General features: G+C 63.5%; 13 protein-coding genes and 1 pseudogene. 9 read left to right on the forward strand and 5 right to left on the reverse strand.

What is annotated here, in order from left to right; genetic code table 11:
• Nucleotides 1–84: 84 nt before the first annotated feature.
• Together metG and SB822_RS47825 are read right to left on the reverse strand one after the other, a co-directional pair.
• Nucleotides 85–2,265, reverse strand: a complete 2,181-nt coding sequence (gene metG, locus SB822_RS47820; protein WP_035539143.1) for a methionine--tRNA ligase — start codon at nt 2,263–2,265, stop codon at nt 85–87.
• A gap of 529 nt (nt 2,266–2,794) precedes the next feature.
• Nucleotides 2,795–3,445, reverse strand: coding sequence for an OmpA family protein (locus tag SB822_RS47825; protein WP_007588598.1), 651 nt, complete (start codon nt 3,443–3,445; stop codon nt 2,795–2,797).
• Between the two features lie 270 nt (nt 3,446–3,715).
• Here SB822_RS47825 and apbC point away from each other — a divergent pair, with 270 nt between their 5' ends.
• From apbC to SB822_RS47865, 8 genes and pseudogenes are all read left to right on the forward strand, one after another.
• Nucleotides 3,716–4,804: an iron-sulfur cluster carrier protein ApbC gene (gene apbC, locus SB822_RS47830; protein WP_007738246.1), complete on the forward strand. Its 1,089-nt coding sequence runs from the start codon at nt 3,716–3,718 to the stop codon at nt 4,802–4,804.
• A gap of 184 nt (nt 4,805–4,988) precedes the next feature.
• Nucleotides 4,989–5,522 (forward strand): superoxide dismutase family protein, encoded by a 534-nt coding sequence (locus tag SB822_RS47835; RefSeq protein ID WP_007588600.1) that lies wholly within the window; start codon nt 4,989–4,991, stop codon nt 5,520–5,522.
• Nucleotides 5,523–5,838: 316 nt separating this feature from the next.
• Entirely contained in the window at nt 5,839–6,408 is a 570-nt protein-coding gene (gene dcd / locus SB822_RS47840; protein WP_007588601.1) for a dCTP deaminase, read from the forward strand.
• An 82-nt stretch (nt 6,409–6,490) separates the two neighbouring features.
• On the forward strand, nt 6,491–8,773 hold the full coding sequence (locus tag SB822_RS47845; RefSeq protein WP_007738247.1) for an arginine/lysine/ornithine decarboxylase: 2,283 nt from the start codon (nt 6,491–6,493) through the stop codon (nt 8,771–8,773).
• A gap of 2 nt (nt 8,774–8,775) precedes the next feature.
• Complete coding sequence (locus SB822_RS47850; protein WP_410858014.1) at nt 8,776–9,522, forward strand: lysozyme inhibitor LprI family protein; 747 nt, start codon at nt 8,776–8,778, stop codon at nt 9,520–9,522.
• Between the two features lie 244 nt (nt 9,523–9,766).
• Nucleotides 9,767–10,444, forward strand: coding sequence for a CsgG/HfaB family protein (locus SB822_RS47855; protein ID WP_410858015.1), 678 nt, complete (start codon nt 9,767–9,769; stop codon nt 10,442–10,444).
• A gap of 44 nt (nt 10,445–10,488) precedes the next feature.
• Nucleotides 10,489–10,844, forward strand: a pseudogene (locus SB822_RS47860) (DUF4810 domain-containing protein); the annotation flags it as partial.
• 11 nt (nt 10,845–10,855) lie between these two features.
• A complete protein-coding gene (locus tag SB822_RS47865) occupies nt 10,856–11,530 on the forward strand; it encodes a DUF799 domain-containing protein (protein ID WP_410858021.1) in 675 nt (224 codons plus the stop codon).
• Nucleotides 11,531–11,598: 68 nt separating this feature from the next.
• Here SB822_RS47865 and SB822_RS47870 read toward each other — a convergent pair whose 3' ends face one another.
• From SB822_RS47870 to SB822_RS47880, 3 genes are all read right to left on the reverse strand, one after another.
• On the reverse strand, nt 11,599–12,519 hold the full coding sequence (locus SB822_RS47870) for a bestrophin family protein (protein ID WP_086918914.1): 921 nt from the start codon (nt 12,517–12,519) through the stop codon (nt 11,599–11,601).
• A 202-nt stretch (nt 12,520–12,721) separates the two neighbouring features.
• Entirely contained in the window at nt 12,722–14,128 is a 1,407-nt protein-coding gene (argH, locus tag SB822_RS47875) for an argininosuccinate lyase (protein ID WP_410858016.1), read from the reverse strand.
• 117 nt (nt 14,129–14,245) lie between these two features.
• Nucleotides 14,246–15,058: a helix-turn-helix transcriptional regulator gene (locus tag SB822_RS47880; protein ID WP_079499094.1), complete on the reverse strand. Its 813-nt coding sequence runs from the start codon at nt 15,056–15,058 to the stop codon at nt 14,246–14,248.
• A 151-nt stretch (nt 15,059–15,209) separates the two neighbouring features.
• On the opposite strand from SB822_RS47880, the gene SB822_RS47885 reads away from it, so the two are divergent.
• Nucleotides 15,210–15,962, forward strand: a complete 753-nt coding sequence (locus SB822_RS47885) for a class I SAM-dependent methyltransferase (protein WP_410858017.1) — start codon at nt 15,210–15,212, stop codon at nt 15,960–15,962.
• Nucleotides 15,963–16,156 lie beyond the last annotated feature (194 nt).

A 16,156-nucleotide genomic window follows, 5' to 3' on the forward strand; every position in this document is an offset into this window, starting at 1 on the left:
CGTATGGGCGAAAAAAAAAGCACGTCGGGAGACGTGCTTTTTGTGTGGGCGCGGGGACCGCGCCGGAAGAAGCCTGCTTCGGCGTTACTTGACGCGCATGCCGGGCTTCGCGCCGCTGTCCGGTTCGAGCACATAGATGCCCGGTTCGGCCTTTTCGTCAGCCGCCGATGCCGCGAGCACCATGCCTTCCGACAGCCCGAACTTCATCTTGCGCGGCGCGAGGTTCGCGACCATCACCGTCAGCTTGCCGACCAACTGTTCCGGCTGATACGCCGACTTGATGCCCGAGAACACGTTGCGCGTCTTCTCTTCGCCGACGTCGAGGGTGAGTTGCAGCAGCTTGTCCGAGCCTTCCACAGCGCGGCAGTCGACGATCTTCGCGATGCGCAGATCGATCTTCGCGAAATCGTCGATCGAGATGATGCCGCTGTCGTCGGGCTTCGCCTGCGCGTCGCCGTGCGCGGCCGCTGTCGCTTTCGCGTGCGCCTTGGCCTTGGTTTTTGCATCGGCGGCTTGGACTTCGGGCGACGCAGTCGGCTGCAGCGAGCCGCGGTTGGCGGCGAGCAGCGCGTCGATCTGTTTCGGGTCGACGCGCGTCATCAGATGCTTGTACGCGTTGATCGCGCGCGCCGAGCTCAGCGGCGTATTCGCGTGCGACCACGTCAGCGGCTCGATGCCGAGGAACGATTCGGCCGCTTCGATGACCTTCGGCAGCACGGGCTTGAGCGCCAGCGACAGCAGCCGGAACGCTTCGAGCGACACGCTGCACGTCTCGTGCAGCGCGACGGCATTGGCCGGGTCCTTCGCCTGATCCCACGGCTTGGCCGTATCGACGTACGCGTTGACGGCGTCTGCGAGCTCCATCGTCTGACGCAGCGCGCGGCCGTAGTCGCGTGCTTCGTAGTGCGCGGCGATCTGCGGAATCGCTGTGCGCAGCGATGCGAGCAGCGGATGCTGCATCGCGCTGTCCTGCACGCGGCCGTCGAAGCGCTTGATCAGAAAGCCCGCCGCGCGGCTCGCGATGTTCACGTACTTGCCGACGAGGTCGCTGTTCACGCGCGCCTGGAAGTCCTCGAGGTTCAGGTCGATGTCTTCCATCGTGCTGTTCAGCTTGGCCGCGAAGTAGTAGCGCAGCCATTCCGGGTTCATGCCCGTTTCGATCACGCTGTTGGCCGTGATGAAGGTGCCGCGCGACTTCGACATTTTCGCGCCGTCGACGGTCAGAAAGCCGTGCGCGAACACGTTGGTCGGCGTGCGATGGCCCGAGAATTCGAGCATCGCCGGCCAGAACAGCGTATGGAAATACAGGATGTCCTTGCCGATGAAGTGATACTGCTCGGTCGTCGAGCCCTTCTGCACCCACGCGTCGAAATCGAGGCCGCGCTTTTCCGCCAGATTGCGGAAGCTCGCGTAGTAGCCGACGGGCGCGTCCAGCCACACGTAGAAATACTTGCCCGGCGCGCCGGGAATCTCGAAGCCGAAGTAGGGCGCGTCGCGCGAGATGTCCCAGTCGGCGAGCTTTGCTTCGCCCGCGTCGCCGAGCCATTCGCGCATCTTATTGGTCGCTTCCTGCTGCGCGAGACCGCCGACCCAGCCACGCAGGAAATTCTCGCAGCGCGGATCGGACAGCTTGAAGAAGTAGTGCGTCGACGTCTTCTTGATGGGCGTCGCGCCCGACACGACGGAATACGGGTTGATCAGCTCGGTCGGCTGATAGGTCGAGCCGCACACCTCGCAGTTGTCGCCGTACTGGTCCTTCGCGTGGCACTTCGGGCACTCGCCCTTGATGAAGCGGTCCGGCAGGAACATTTCCTTGACGGGGTCGTACGCCTGCTCGATGTCGCGCGCTTCGATCAGGCCGGCCGCCTGGAGCGACGTGTAGATCGACTCGGACAGCACGCGGTTTTCCTCGGAATCCGTCGAGTAGTAGTTGTCGAACGAAATGCCGAAGTTGTCGAAGTCACGCTTGTGCTCCTGCCACACGCGCTCGATCAGCTGCTTCGGCGTAATGCCTTCCTGCTCAGCCTTCAGCATGATGGGCGTGCCGTGCGTGTCGTCGGCGCCGACGTAGTAGACCTCGTGCCCGTGCATTCGCAGCGCGCGGACCCAGATGTCCGTCTGGATATATTCGACCAGATGGCCGATATGGATTTGCCCATTCGCGTACGGCAGGGCAGACGTGACGAGGATCTGGCGGTGGCCCTTCGGCGCGCCGGCGGCGGTGAGGTCCGCGGATTGAACCGCGGTGGCGTCGGTTGCTGACATGTGGGTTCTATGGACTGGCGGAAGGTACGGGCGGCCGTCACGACGTTTCGGCGTCAGCGGACGGCGCTGTGCCCAGGACCACATGGGCGGGGTGTCCGCTCATGCAGCTCGGGTGTCGAACGCGGCTTCGCGGACTCTCGTCGCGCGCGGAACCGGCCCGAATCGTCGATTTTACCAGTGTGAACTGTTAGCGGCAGCGCGTGGGGAAGGATGGCGCCGGGCTTGCCCGCGATGCGAGGAAGAATGGGGAGGCATCGCCTGCGGAAAGAACGCCAGGAGTTGGCGAAAGGCGGGCAAAAGACGGGCAAAAAAAACCGGGGCTACAGGCCCCGGAGCAACAACGACAAGAGGAGAATGGTGACGCGGCGGCATCGCCGCACACGTACCGTAAAGACAGACCGTGGAATTTCACAAGAGTTCGAAAAATTTTTCGATCAGCTTGTGAGACGCGCCTGAAGTTCGCCTCGACGCACTTGGCGAACTGGCAGGCGGATTCCTGGTCTGGTCTGTCCTTCCCCGAAAAAAAAACTTATTGCGCGTGCTGCGCCATCGCGCGCAGGTAGATTTCCACGCGGCGGTTCTGCGCGCGGCCTGCTTCCGTGTTGTTGTCGGCGATCGGCTGGTTTGCGCCCATGCCCGAAGCCCCGAGGCGCTGCTGCGCGACGCCGTCTTGCGCGAGCTGATTCACGACGCTTTGCGCGCGGTTGACGGAGAGCGTCTGGTTGTACGCCGGCTGGCCGGTGCTGTCCGTGTGGCCTACGACTTGCGCGACGACTTCCGGGTTCTGGTTCAGCGTTTGCGCAACCTGCGTCAGCACGGGAGCGAACGACGGCTTGATCGCGTAGCTGTTCGTGTCGAACGTGACCGAGCTCGGGATGTTCAGCTTCAGCGAGCCGTCCGGCTGCTCGGTGATCTGCGTGCCCGTGCCCTTCGTCGCGCCCGACAGCTTGTTCTTGATGTTCTGCCAGTTGTAGCCGGTGACGCCGCCGACAGCCGCGCCAACGCCCGCGCCGATCGCCGCGCCCTTGCCGCCGCCGAAGATCGCACCGAGTGCGGCGCCCGTGCCTGCGCCGACGCCCGTGCCGACGGCCGTATCCGTGCCTTGCTGGGTCGCGCAGCCGCCGAGCAGCGCACCGACGACAGCCAGTGCCGACAGACGGGTCATAATTTTTGCATTCATTCTGGTTCCTCTCTTTAATTAAACGGTCGACAGTTGCAAGGGCTCGCGAACCGTGCCGACAGCCGGAAAGGGTCTTCCGGCAGGCCCCTGCGCCAGCCACTACAATGACGACTGAGCAGACGACGATTCGGCCCTATTGCAAAACTTGCGCGGCAAGCGTGCCAATGAGACAGGTTTTAGGCAATGCCGGCTAACAATTTCTTTCAATATTTCAGGCGTGTGGCGCAGACTTCGATCGCGTACCGCGCCATGCGTTCCCACGGAGACTCAATGAGCATCGATCGGGCTTTGGTAGACGCGGCCCTCGCGGCCATCACCGACCCCAACACCCAGCGGCCCTTCGCGGCAGCGAAGAACTTCAAGAACGTCAACGTCGATGGTGCCACGGTCAGCGTCGACGTGGTACTCGGCTATCCGGCCAGGCGTCAGTTCGACGCGGTCCGAGCGCTCGTCGAGAACGCGCTGCGCGCGGTGCCTGGCGTCGAATCGGCGCGCGTGCAAGTGTCGCAGGACATCGCTGCGCATACCGTGCAGCGCGGCGTCAAACTGTTGCCGAACGTGAAGAACATCGTCGCGGTTGCGTCGGGCAAAGGTGGTGTCGGCAAGAGCACGACGGCCGTGAACCTTGCGCTTGCGCTGGCGAGCGAGGGCGCGTCGGTGGGCATTCTGGATGCCGACATCTACGGCCCGTCGCTGCCGATGATGCTCGGCATCGAAGGCCGCCCCGAGTCGCCCGATGGCCAGTCGATGAACCCGATGACGGGCCACGGCGTGCAGGCGAACTCGATCGGCTTTCTGGTCGAACAGGACAACCCGATGGTGTGGCGCGGCCCGATGGCCACGTCCGCGCTCGAGCAACTGCTGCGGCAGACCAACTGGAAAGATCTCGACTATCTGATCGTCGACATGCCGCCAGGCACGGGCGACATCCAGCTCACGCTGTCGCAGCGCGTCCCCGTGACGGGGGCCGTGATCGTCACGACGCCGCAGGACATTGCGCTGCTCGATGCGAAGAAGGGCTTGAAGATGTTCGAGAAGGTGGGCATTCCGATTCTCGGCATCGTCGAGAACATGGGCATGCATATCTGCTCGAACTGCGGCCACGAAGAGCATATCTTCGGCACGGGCGGGGCGGAGCGGATGTCGAAGGAATATGGCGTCGACGTGCTCGGCAGCCTGCCGCTCGACATCGCGATCCGCGAACAGGCCGACTCGGGCACGCCGACGGTGGCCGCGGATCCGGACGGCCGCATCGCGGAGATCTATCGGACGATTGCACGCAAGGTCGCGATTCATATCGCCGAGCGCTCGCGCGACATGAGTTCGAAGTTCCCGACCATCGTCGTGCAGAACACATAAGGCGCGAAACGCCCGTCTGGTCGGCGCGGCGCAATTGGACAACTCGCCGAACAATGCTCCGAAGAACTCTTCGGGGAGCGGGTAGAAAGGGGTCTGAATGCGACCCCGCTCGCGGTATCATGTCGGCTTCATCAGGTCCGGCAACGCGGTCGCGGGGGCGGCCGGCGCTCGACAAGAGGATCGCATGAGAAAACGAATCGGCGGCGAGGCGATCAAGACCATCGTCGTCCTGGCTGCGACCAGCGCCCTGCTGTCAGGGTGCATGGGCTTCCTGAAGCCACAGGAGAAACGCGCTGACGCGCAATTGCTGCCGACGCTGGGCAACCAGACGCGCGGCATGGTCACGTTCATCGAGCGTTCGGACGGTGTTCAGGTCACCTACAACCTCACGGGCTTGCCGCCGAACAGCGATCACGCGCTGCAGGTGCACGAACGCGGCGATTGCAATTCCGCCGACGGCGCCGGCGCGGGCGCCGTGTTCGCGCCCGCTGCGGAGCGTCTGAAGTCGGGCTCGCGCGTCGAGGGCGATCTCGGCAATATCCACGCGGACGCGGCGGGCGTGGCGGCGGGCTTCATCGTCGCGCCGGATGTCTCGCTCGACGGCGTGCGTTCGGTGCTGCAGCGCGCCGTGCTGGTCCACCGCGAAGCGTCCGATCCCTACGCGTATCCGGAACACGGCGCCGGCCCCGCGCTCGCGTGCGGGCTGATCCGCCAGTAAGCGGGCCCGTTCACCCGACGCAGTTCGTACTGCATCGCCACCGTCTTTTGTCCGCCAATCGTTTGCGCGGTACGCAAACGCCCGTTCTTCCGCCTGTTTCTGCTTCAATTCCTGCAGATATCCGTGTTGCATCGTCGATGGCTGTCGAGCCGGCGCGTGCCATTGCGTTGCACGTCTCTCGCACGCGATTCGGCGCGCATCGGGCACGCCCGCCAGGTTCGCGTAAAATAAGCGCCTTTCGTCCGGCGGCGCGCGTTGCGAAAGCGGCGCGCAAGCGTCAGCCGGCCCGATTTCACCCCGTCAGCAGCGTTCACCTATGAGCATCAAATCCGACAAGTGGATCCGGCGTATGGCCGCCGAGCACAAGATGATCGAGCCGTTCGCGCCAGGCCAGGTGCGCGTGACGGAAGACGGTCGCAAGATCGTCAGCTACGGCACGTCGAGCTATGGCTACGACATCCGCTGCGCCGACGAATTCAAGATCTTCACGAACATCAACTCGACCATCGTCGATCCGAAGAACTTTGACGAGAAATCGTTTGTCGATTTCAAGGGCGATGTCTGCATCATTCCGCCCAACTCGTTCGCGCTCGCGCGCACGGTCGAATATTTCCGCATTCCGCGCAGCGTGCTGACGGTCTGCCTGGGCAAATCGACGTATGCGCGCTGCGGCATCATCGTCAACGTGACGCCGTTCGAGCCGGAATGGGAAGGGCACGTTACGCTCGAATTCTCAAATACGACACCTTTGCCTGCGAAAATCTACGCGAACGAAGGCGTCGCGCAGGTGCTGTTCTTTGAAAGCGACGAGATCTGCGACGTGTCTTACGCGGATCGCGGCGGCAAATATCAAGGACAGCATGGCGTGACGTTACCGAAGACGTAACGCAACCGCGCATTGAATCACCAGCTATCCGGGTGACCGCTGCGCATCAGAAGCAGCGGTCGTTCTTTTTGGAGAATCGCACATGAAGTTTCGTTTTCCCGTCGTCATCATCGACGAGGACTTCCGCTCCGAGAACATCTCGGGTTCCGGCATCCGGGCGCTCGCCGAGGCTATCGAGAAAGAAGGCGCGGAAGTGCTGGGTCTCACGAGCTATGGCGATCTGACGTCGTTCGCGCAGCAGTCGAGCCGCGCGTCGTGCTTCATCCTGTCGATCGACGACGACGAACTGCTGCCCTACGTCGAGAACGGCGACGGTGAAAAGCCCGACGTCGCGCCCGCGATCCTCGATCTGCGCGCGTTCGTCGAGGCGGTGCGCAAGCGCAACGCGGACATCCCCATCTTCCTGTACGGCGAAACGCGCACCTCGCGCCATCTGCCGAACGACATCCTGCGCGAACTGCATGGCTTTATCCACATGTTCGAGGACACGCCGGAGTTCGTCGCGCGGCACATCATCCGCGAGGCGAAGGTGTATCTGGACTCGCTCGCGCCGCCGTTCTTCAAGGAACTGGTGCAGTACGCGGACGAAGGCTCGTACTCGTGGCACTGCCCGGGCCACTCGGGCGGCGTCGCGTTCCTGAAGAACCCGCTCGGCCAGATGTTCCACCAGTTCTTCGGCGAGAACATGCTGCGCGCGGACGTTTGCAATGCTGTCGACGAACTTGGCCAGCTGCTCGATCACACCGGCCCCGTCGCGGCGTCGGAGCGTAACGCGGCGCGCATCTTCAGCGCCGATCATCTGTTCTTCGTGACGAACGGCACGTCGACGTCGAACAAGATCGTCTGGCATGCAACCGTCGCGCCCGGCGACATCGTGCTGGTGGACCGCAACTGCCACAAGTCGATCCTGCACGCGATCACGATGACGCACGCGATCCCCGTGTTCCTGACGCCGACGCGCAATCACTTCGGCATCATCGGGCCGATTCCGCGCGACGAGTTCAAGCCGGAAAACATCCGCAAGAAGATCGAGGCGAACCCGTTCGCGCGCGAGGCGCTGGCGAAGAACCCGAACCTCAAACCGCGCATTCTGACGATCACGCAGAGCACGTATGACGGCGTGATCTACAACGTCGAAATGATCAAGGACCTGCTCGGCGATCTGCTCGACACGCTGCACTTCGACGAAGCGTGGCTGCCGCACGCCGAGTTCCACGAGTTCTATCAGGACATGCACGCGATCGGCGCGGGCCGTCCGCGCACGGGCGCGCTGGTGTTCGCGACGCACTCCACACACAAGCTGCTCGCGGGCATTTCGCAGGCTTCGCAGATTGTCGTGCAGGACAGCGAGAACAGCACGTTCGACCGCCACCGCTTCAACGAAGCGTATCTGATGCATACGTCGACGAGCCCGCAATACGCGATCATCGCGTCGTGCGACGTGGCCGCGGCGATGATGGAGCCGCCGGGCGGCACGGCGCTCGTCGAGGAATCGATTGCCGAGGCGCTCGATTTCCGCCGCGCGATGCGCAAGGTCGACGCCGAGTACGGCGACGACTGGTTCTTCAAGGTCTGGGGCCCGGAAGAACTCGCGGAAGAGGGCATCGGCTCGCGCGACGACTGGATGCTGCGCCCGAACGACCGCTGGCACGGCTTCGGCCCGCTAGCGGACGGCTTCAACATGCTCGACCCGATCAAGGCGACGATCATCACGCCCGGGCTCGACGTGGATGGCGAATTCGGCGAGACGGGCATTCCCGCTGCGATCGTCACGAAGTATCTGGCCGAGCACGGCATCATCGTCGAGAAGACGGGCCTGTACTCGTTCTTCATCATGTTCACGATCGGCATCACGAAGGGCCGCTGGAACTCGATGGTCACGGAACTCCAGCAGTTCAAGGACGACTACGACAACAACCAGCCGCTGTGGCGTGTGTTGCCCGAGTTCGTCGCGCAGCATCCGGCGTACGAGCGCATCGGCCTGCGCGATCTGTGCGAGCAGATCCACAGCGTCTATCGTGCGAACGACATCGCGCGCCTGACGACGGAGATGTACCTGTCGAGCATGGAGCCCGCCATGAAGCCGTCCGACGCCTTCGCGAAGCTCGCGCACCGCGAGATCGACCGCGTGCCCATCGACGAACTCGAAGGCCGCGTCACGTCGATCCTGCTCACGCCGTATCCGCCGGGCATTCCGCTGCTGATTCCGGGCGAGCGCTTCAACCGGACCATCGTCAACTATCTGCGGTTCGCGCGCGAGTTCAACGAGCGCTTCCCGGGCTTCCATACGGATATCCACGGGCTGGTCGGTGAGACGATCAACGGGCGCATCGAGTACTTCGTCGATTGCGTGCGCGATTCCTGATCATGACGACAGCACTGCGCTTCGGGTTGTGGCGTCGTGCGCGCGTTGGCGCGCCGGCGGCGTTGTGCGCGTTCGCATCGGCAATGACGCTGGCGAGCGCGCTGATGATCGTACCCGGCGCGGCGCATGCCGAAGTCGCCGCCGCCGATCCCATCGACGCATCGATGCGGACGTGTCTCGCGCGCGCCGACATGTCGTCGACGATCGGCCAGGTGCAGTGCATGGACACGGCGCGGCTCGCGTGGCAGGCGTCGATGGACCAGTCGTTCCAGCAGTTGCTGTCGAAAGCACCCGACGCGCAGCGCAAGAAGTGGGACGAGAGCCAGAAGCGCTGGAAGGCCTGGCGCGAAGCGGACGGCAAGCTGCTGGCCGACATACTCGCTACGACACGCGGCACGTCGTACCAGCTCGCGGTCGCCGACATGCAGTTGCAGCCGGTGCGCGACCGCGCGCTCGCGTTGCGTGCGGCGGCGATGGACGCCGGCAGGCAGGACCCTAAGAAGCGCCCGCGGGCCTGCTCGTTCGACGCGCAGTGCGAGCACGCGATGTTCGACCTGAACCGCTATTACCGGCGCCTGCATGCGAAGCTGCCTTCGCACGCGCGGCCGGTCCTGTCTCGCGCGCAACGCGCGTGGACGGCCTACCGCGACGCGACCGTCCCGCTGATGGACGCGCGCTCGCAAGTCGATATCATCGGCGCGCGCGTCGCGCAGCTCAAGCGCATGGGTGACACGGCCGGCAACGACTGAGCCGGATCTTTTTCTAAAAACTGCTCGAGCAGCTAAGTGCTTCTCGCAGCACGCATGTTCTATGCGCAGTGAATCAGATCACACTGCGCTCATTCCCATTTAGTGACATTTTTTTAAAGTTGCACTTACAAGTGTCGTTATCTTACGTTGCGTTACCAGAGCGTCGGATAGAAGCACGGCACGCAGCACGCCCGATTCGGAAGGCCCCTGGAGCGCCAGCCATTCTTTGATCGGGATCACTATCTTGAAGCTATCCAAACCCTCCGCATTGCTCGTCGCCACGTTCGTTGCCGCGGCACTGAGCGGATGCGCGACGGAGGCGTCGCGCTCGCTGCCGACGCCCGAAGTCAGTAGCGCACACGTCCCTTATGCCGGCAAGCCGGTGCTCGTCGCCGTCGGCAAGTTCGACAACCGTTCGACCTATATGCGCGGCATCTTCTCCGACGGCATTGACCGTGTCGGCAGCCAGGCGAAAACCATCCTCGTCACCACGCTGCAGCAGAGCCGCCGCTTCTCCGTGCTCGAACGCGACAACCTGGGCGAAATCAAACAGGAAGCCGCGATCGCCAACAAGGCGCAGAAGCTCAAGGGCGCGAACTACGTGATCACGGGCGACGTGACCGAGTTCGGCCGCAAGGAAGTCGGCGATCAGCAACTGTTCGGCATTCTGGGCCGCGGCAAGAGCCAGGTTGCGTATGCGAAGGTCAGCCTGAACATCGTCGATACGACGACCTCCGAGGTGATCGCATCGAGCCAGGGCGCGGGCGAATACAGCCTGTCGAACCGCGAGATCATCGGCTTTGGCGGCACTGCGTCGTACGACTCCACGCTCAACGGCAAGGTGCTCGATCTCGCGATCAAGGAAGCCGTCAATCATCTCGTCGAGCAGGTCGACGCGGGCGCTTTGCAGGCTGCGAACTAACCGGCCGCGAACTAACGCTTCAACACATCACATCCAATAAGACCATGAAAAGAACAAATATGCTGACGGGCATCGCGCTGCCCGTCGCGGCAGCGTGCGCGCTGCTGTCGGGGTGCGCGAACACGAAGAGCGTGTCGCTGTATCAGTGGGATGGCTATCAGCCGCAGGTGTACGAGTATTTCAAGGGGCAAAAGAGTCCGCTCGAGCAGATCGATGCGCTCGAAAAGGCGCGTCAGCAGATTCTCGCGAAGGGCGCATCGGCGCCGCCGGGTTTCCATGCGCATCTCGGGATGCTGTACGCGACCGTCGGCAAGGACCAGGAAGCGAAACAGGAACTGCTCGCGGAGAGAAGCAGTCGTTTCCTGAATCGTCGACCTACATGGACTTTCTGCTGAGCAAATTCCAATGACCATGACCCGCTTTCTCTCACTGAAACTGATCGCCGCGCTGTCTGTCCTGTTCACGTTGACGGCGTGCGTGACGCATGCGCCTCGCCAGGTCGACTACACCGCGTTTCGCAACAGCAAGCCGAGCACGATTCTCGTGCTGCCGCCCATCAACGACACGGCGGACGTGAACGCGACGTACGGCATGCTGTCGCAGATGACGATGCCGATCGCGGAAGGCGGCTATTACGTGGTGCCTGTCGTCGAGATGGAAGAGACGTTCAAGCACAATGGCCTGACGACGTCGACCGACATCCAGGGCGTCGCGCCCGACAAGCTGCGCAGCATCTTCGGCGCGGACGCCGCGGTGTACACGAAGATCACGCAGTACGGTTCGAAGTACATGGTCATCGACAGCACGACGGTGGTTTCGGCAACCGCGAAGCTCGTCGATCTGCGCTCGGGCGACACGCTCTGGCAAGGTTCGGCCAGCGCGACGGCCAAGGAACTGGGCGGCAACGTGAACGTCGGCGGCGGGCTGATCGGCGCGCTGGTGCAGGCGGCCGTCAAGCAGGTCGCGCATACGTTGAGCGACGAATCGCATGATGTGGCCGGGCTGACGAGCCGCAAGCTGCTGTCGAGCGGCGGCGCGGATGGTCTGCTGTATGGTCCGCGTTCGCCGAAGTACGGCACGGACTGATGTTGATGTGATGAACGCGCGCCGCTTGTGATACTGATTGTGATCGGCGCGCGTGTCCTGCTCACGCTTCAGGTGAGCAGATAACCATCTTTCGCGGCAGTCTTCTGCAGCGAAGGCTGCGCGAGCAGATCGCGCGCGGCGTCTTCGATGAATTCGGACAGCGCATCGAGCGCGAGGTCGTTGTCGTCGGTTCCGAACGGCTCTTCGATCTGCGATGCGATCGCGTCGAGCGCCATGAACGTGTACGCGACGAATACCGAGAAGATCGGCGTGAACACGCCGACCGTTTCCACCAGCCCGAATGGCAACGCCGCGCAGAAGAAGTACACGGTGCGGTGAATCATCACCGAGTACGCGAACGGCAGCGGTGTCGACAGGATCCGCTCGCAGCCGCCGACCACATCCGACAACCCGTTCAGATTGCGATCGATGGCCTGAACCGTCCATGCGTCCAGCTTGCCATCGCGCGCCTGCCGTTGCGTCCATTCGCCGAGCCAGAGCATGATCGTCGCGGGCCGATAGCGCGACATCATGACGCGCTCGAAGAGCGGCTTGTCGAGCCTTGTCGACAGATCTTCCGAAGGATCGGTGCATCTCAACTGATGCCGCAGCGCATGCGCGAATGCGCACAAGGCTTGCACGAAGGCCTGCGTTTCGCTCGCGTCGATATGGGCGTTCGGCAGCGTCAACACCTGGCGCGTGAGCGAGCGTGTCTCGTTGAGCAGCTTGCCCCAGAGCTTGCGCGCTTCCCAGTAGCGGTCATAGCTCGCGCTGTTGCGAAAGCCGAGGAAGATCGCGAGCGCAATGCCGATCAGCGAGAACGGCGTGGTGGTCATGTTGATGCTGATCTTCAGCAGGTGAACATGCACGCCGAGCGCGACCAGCGAGATGAGCAGAATGACGCACAGACGCGGCAACAGCTCGGGAAGCACCGAACCACGCCACGCGAGCAGCATGCGGAACCAGCGGAGATGTGGGCGGATGATCATGACAGTGAACGATGAAAGCCGATGGTTGCCGTGATAGTAGCCGACGACGACGCAGCGCAACGGCAGGCGAGGTGAGAGCGGCCCATTGTCCCCTCGATGCAGCGAAGGCGGACGAGCCCGAAGCCGCAGGCAACGCGTGTGAAAACAAAAAAGGCGAACCCTCGCCAGAGAGTCCGCCTTTCAGCAGCCGAAAGGAAGCGGCCTAGCTGAGCGCAGCCCGCGCAGCGGCAACAGCGGCGCGCACCTGATCCGGCGCGGTGCCGCCCGGATGATTGCGGCTCGCGACGGATCCTTCGAGCGTCAGATAGCCGAACACATCGTCGCCCAGCAACGAAGCGACGTTCGGCAACTCAGCCTTCATCTCGTCGAGCGACAGGTCGGCCAGATCGCAGCCGCGTTGTTCGCAGACACGTACCGCATGCGCGACGGCTTCGTGCGCGTCACGGAACGGCAGGCCGCGCTTGACGAGGTAGTCGGCGAGATCGGTTGCCGTCGAGAAGCCCTGCAGCGCAGCCGCGCGCATGTTGTCCGCCTTCACCGTGATGCCCGCGACCATCTCGGCGAAGATACGCAGCGTATCGGCGACGGTATCGACGGTATCGAACAGCGGTTCCTTGTCTTCCTGATTGTCCTTGTTGTACGCGAGCGGCTGGCCTTTCATCAGCGTCAGCAGCGCCATCAGGTGGCCGTTCACGCGGCCCGTCTTGCCGCGCGCCAGTTCGGGCACGTCCGGGTTCTTCTTCTGCGGCATGATCGACGAGCCCGTGCAGAAGCGGTCGGCGATGTCGATGAAGCCGACGCGCGGGCTCATCCACAGCACGAGTTCTTCGGAGAAGCGCGACACATGCGTCATCACGAGTGCCGATGCCGCCGTGAATTCGATTGCGAAGTCACGGTCGGAGACGGCGTCGAGCGAGTTCGCGCAGATGCCGTCGAAGCCGAGCGTCTTCGCGACGGCGTGACGGTCGATAGGATAGCTGGTGCCGGCGAGCGCCGCCGCGCCGAGCGGCAGACGGTTCACGCGCTTGCGGCAGTCCACCATGCGCTCGGCGTCACGCGAGAACATCTCGACGTAAGCGAGCAGGTGATGGCCGAACGTCACGGGCTGCGCGACCTGCAGGTGCGTGAAGCCCGGCATGATCGTGCCGGCGTTGCTGTCGGCGAGGTCGAGCAGCGCGACGCGCAGATCCTTCAGCAGGTCGCCGATGCGGTCGATTTCGCCGCGCAGCCACAGGCGGATGTCGGTCGCGACCTGGTCGTTGCGCGAGCGGCCCGTGTGCAGGCGCTTGCCGGCATCGCCGATCAGCGCCGTCAGGCGCGCTTCGATGTTCAGGTGCACGTCTTCGAGATCGAGTTGCCATTCGAACTCGCCGCGCTCGATTTCACCCTTGATCTGCGCCATGCCGCGCTGGATCGCCGCGAGGTCGTCGGCGCTGATGATCTTTTGCGCGGCCAGCATCGACGCGTGCGCAAGCGAGCCTTCGATATCGACGAACGCCAGACGCTTGTCGAAGAAGACCGACGACGTGTAGCGCTTGACGAGTTCCGACATCGGCTCGGAGAAGCGAGCCGACCAGGCTTCGCCTTTTTTATGCAGTTGGGACGTCATGGTGATGGGCAGTATGCGAGGTGAAGACGCTGACGGCGCGTGGAGACGGCGCCGCCTCGAAGGAGACAACGATTTTACCACCCGCCGTGCGGGCGGCTTCCGGGTGGCCGGGCAAGCTCATTCGCGCATCAGCACGACGAGCTTCAGGTCTTCGCGGTGCGCGGGCTTGAAGGTGATCTGGTTGTAGGTGACGTGGCCGTCGCGCGGATGATTGAACCGGCGCTGGCCGCCTTCGCGCTCGTTGACGTCCTGCGACGCCCAGAAGCGCGCGAACGCGTCGCTCGAGGCGGAGAGTTCGTCGATCAGCGAGCGCGTGGGCGCGTCGTTCTGATGGCGGATCGAATCGGCGCGATATTCGGCGGCGAGACGCCGCGCGCGGATTTCCCAGTCGACGATCAGGCTGCGCGCCTCCGGCGACAGGAACGTATAGCGCAGCAGGTTGCGATCGTGCTCACCGTCGAGCCAGCCGACGAACAGGTCCGCCGCGGGCTCGTTCCACGCGAGCGCGGTGAACTGGCGGTCGAGCACGTAGGCGGGTGCGCTCACGAGCTGCACGGTCTTGAGCAGCATGGCGGGGGTATCGGCGGCGGCGGGGTCCGGCTCGGCCGGGTCGCGCTGCGCGGCCAGTTCGAACAGATACGCGCGTTCGGCACGCGAGAGCTGCAGCGCGACGGCGATGCGCGCGAGCGCGTCGGCGGACGCGGACACGGGCCGTCCCTGCTCGATCCAGGTGTACCAGGTCGGGCTCACGCCGCACAGCTGCGCGACTTCCTCGCGCCGCAGGCCGGGCGTGCGGCGGCGTGGGCCCGGTGGCAGGCCGACGGCTTGCGGCGACAGGCGCTCGCGATGGGCGCGGATGAACTCGCCGAGCGCGCGGGCGGGCGACGCGTCGAGCGGCGGGGCGGAATCGGCGGGGGACGGCGTGGTCATGTGGCGCGACTGCGGTGGCTGGTAATGTCGATACCAGAATAATTGCTTGACTTGTACTGGTACAGGGCGGGCTCTATTGTAGCGACAGGCGAGACGCTTCGCGACTTTGACCCTATCCTCACAAACAAGCCTGCAGGCACTGGAGCACACGATGAAGCATCACGATCAGGTAGCCGACGCGTTCGGCTCGACGGCGGCCTCGTATTTGACGAGCCAGGTACACGCGACGGGAGCGGACTTGCAGACGCTGGCGGCTGCTGTTGCGGCGACGCCGGGTGCGGCGGTGCTCGATATGGGATGCGGGGCGGGGCATGCGAGTTTTGCGGTTGCACCGCATGCTGGGGCGGTTGTCGCTTATGACATTGCGCCGCAGATGCTGGCTACGGTTGCTTCTGCTGCTGTTGATCGCGGGTTGTCGAATATTCGTACGCAGCAGGGCGCGGCTGAAAAGCTGCCGTTCGATGATGGTTCGTTTGATTGGGTCGTGAGCCGGATGAGCGCGCATCACTGGCACGATGTGCCGTTGGCGCTCGCCGAAGTGCGGCGGGTTTTGAAGCCCGGCGGGCGTGTGATGTTTATTGATATCGCTGGGAGCGAGCATCCGTTGCTCGATACGCATCTTCAGGCTGTCGAGGTGTTGCGCGATGGGTCGCATATTCGTGACTATCGCGCGGATGAATGGGTGGCGTTTTTTGCTGCCGCAGGGTTTGAGGCTGTGGTGCGCGAGCGCTGGCGGCTCGATATCGAGTTTGCTTCGTGGGTCGCGAGGATGAGGACGCCTGAGGCGCGGGTTGTTGCGATTCGGTCTTTGTGGGCTTTCGCCCCGGATGAGGTTCGTGAGTATTTCGCTGTCCAGGAAGATGGGTCCTTTAAGCTCGATGCTTTGATGGTTGAGGCGTATTGAGGTTTTTTTGTCTGCGACGCTTTTGTTGGTGTGCTTGGGTTTGTGCTGGCATCCGGTTTTGTCTTCGTGGCGAGGGCGGTTTGGTTTGCTTGTGCTTTTTGCTCGCATCCGCGTTACGGTGTCTGCCGTTCAAGCGTCGCCCCTGTGCGGGGCGGCACCTACTTTTCTTTGCCGCCGCAAAGAAAAGTAGGCAA

The organism is Paraburkholderia sp. SIMBA_054 (genome assembly GCF_046534875.1).
Lineage (GTDB): Bacteria > Pseudomonadota > Gammaproteobacteria > Burkholderiales > Burkholderiaceae > Paraburkholderia > Paraburkholderia hospita.

Bases quoted from the DNA above. Each gene is read 5' to 3' on its own strand.
- SB822_RS47825 (WP_007588598.1), bottom strand. From the start codon at position 3,445: ATGAATGCAAAAATTATGACCCGTCTGTCGGCACTGGCTGTCGTCGGT.
- SB822_RS47865 (WP_410858021.1), top strand. From the start codon at position 10,856: ATGACCCGCTTTCTCTCACTGAAACTGATCGCCGCGCTGTCTGTCCTG.
- SB822_RS47870 (WP_086918914.1), bottom strand. From the start codon at position 12,519: ATGATCATCCGCCCACATCTCCGCTGGTTCCGCATGCTGCTCGCGTGG.
- SB822_RS47880 (WP_079499094.1), bottom strand. From the start codon at position 15,058: ATGACCACGCCGTCCCCCGCCGATTCCGCCCCGCCGCTCGACGCGTCG.
- SB822_RS47845 (WP_007738247.1), top strand. From the start codon at position 6,491: ATGAAGTTTCGTTTTCCCGTCGTCATCATCGACGAGGACTTCCGCTCC.
- metG (WP_035539143.1), bottom strand. From the start codon at position 2,265: ATGTCAGCAACCGACGCCACCGCGGTTCAATCCGCGGACCTCACCGCC.
- dcd (WP_007588601.1), top strand. From the start codon at position 5,839: ATGAGCATCAAATCCGACAAGTGGATCCGGCGTATGGCCGCCGAGCAC.
- SB822_RS47885 (WP_410858017.1), top strand. From the start codon at position 15,210: ATGAAGCATCACGATCAGGTAGCCGACGCGTTCGGCTCGACGGCGGCC.
- SB822_RS47835 (WP_007588600.1), top strand. From the start codon at position 4,989: ATGAGAAAACGAATCGGCGGCGAGGCGATCAAGACCATCGTCGTCCTG.
- argH (WP_410858016.1), bottom strand. From the start codon at position 14,128: ATGACGTCCCAACTGCATAAAAAAGGCGAAGCCTGGTCGGCTCGCTTC.
- SB822_RS47850 (WP_410858014.1), top strand. From the start codon at position 8,776: ATGACGACAGCACTGCGCTTCGGGTTGTGGCGTCGTGCGCGCGTTGGC.
- apbC (WP_007738246.1), top strand. From the start codon at position 3,716: ATGAGCATCGATCGGGCTTTGGTAGACGCGGCCCTCGCGGCCATCACC.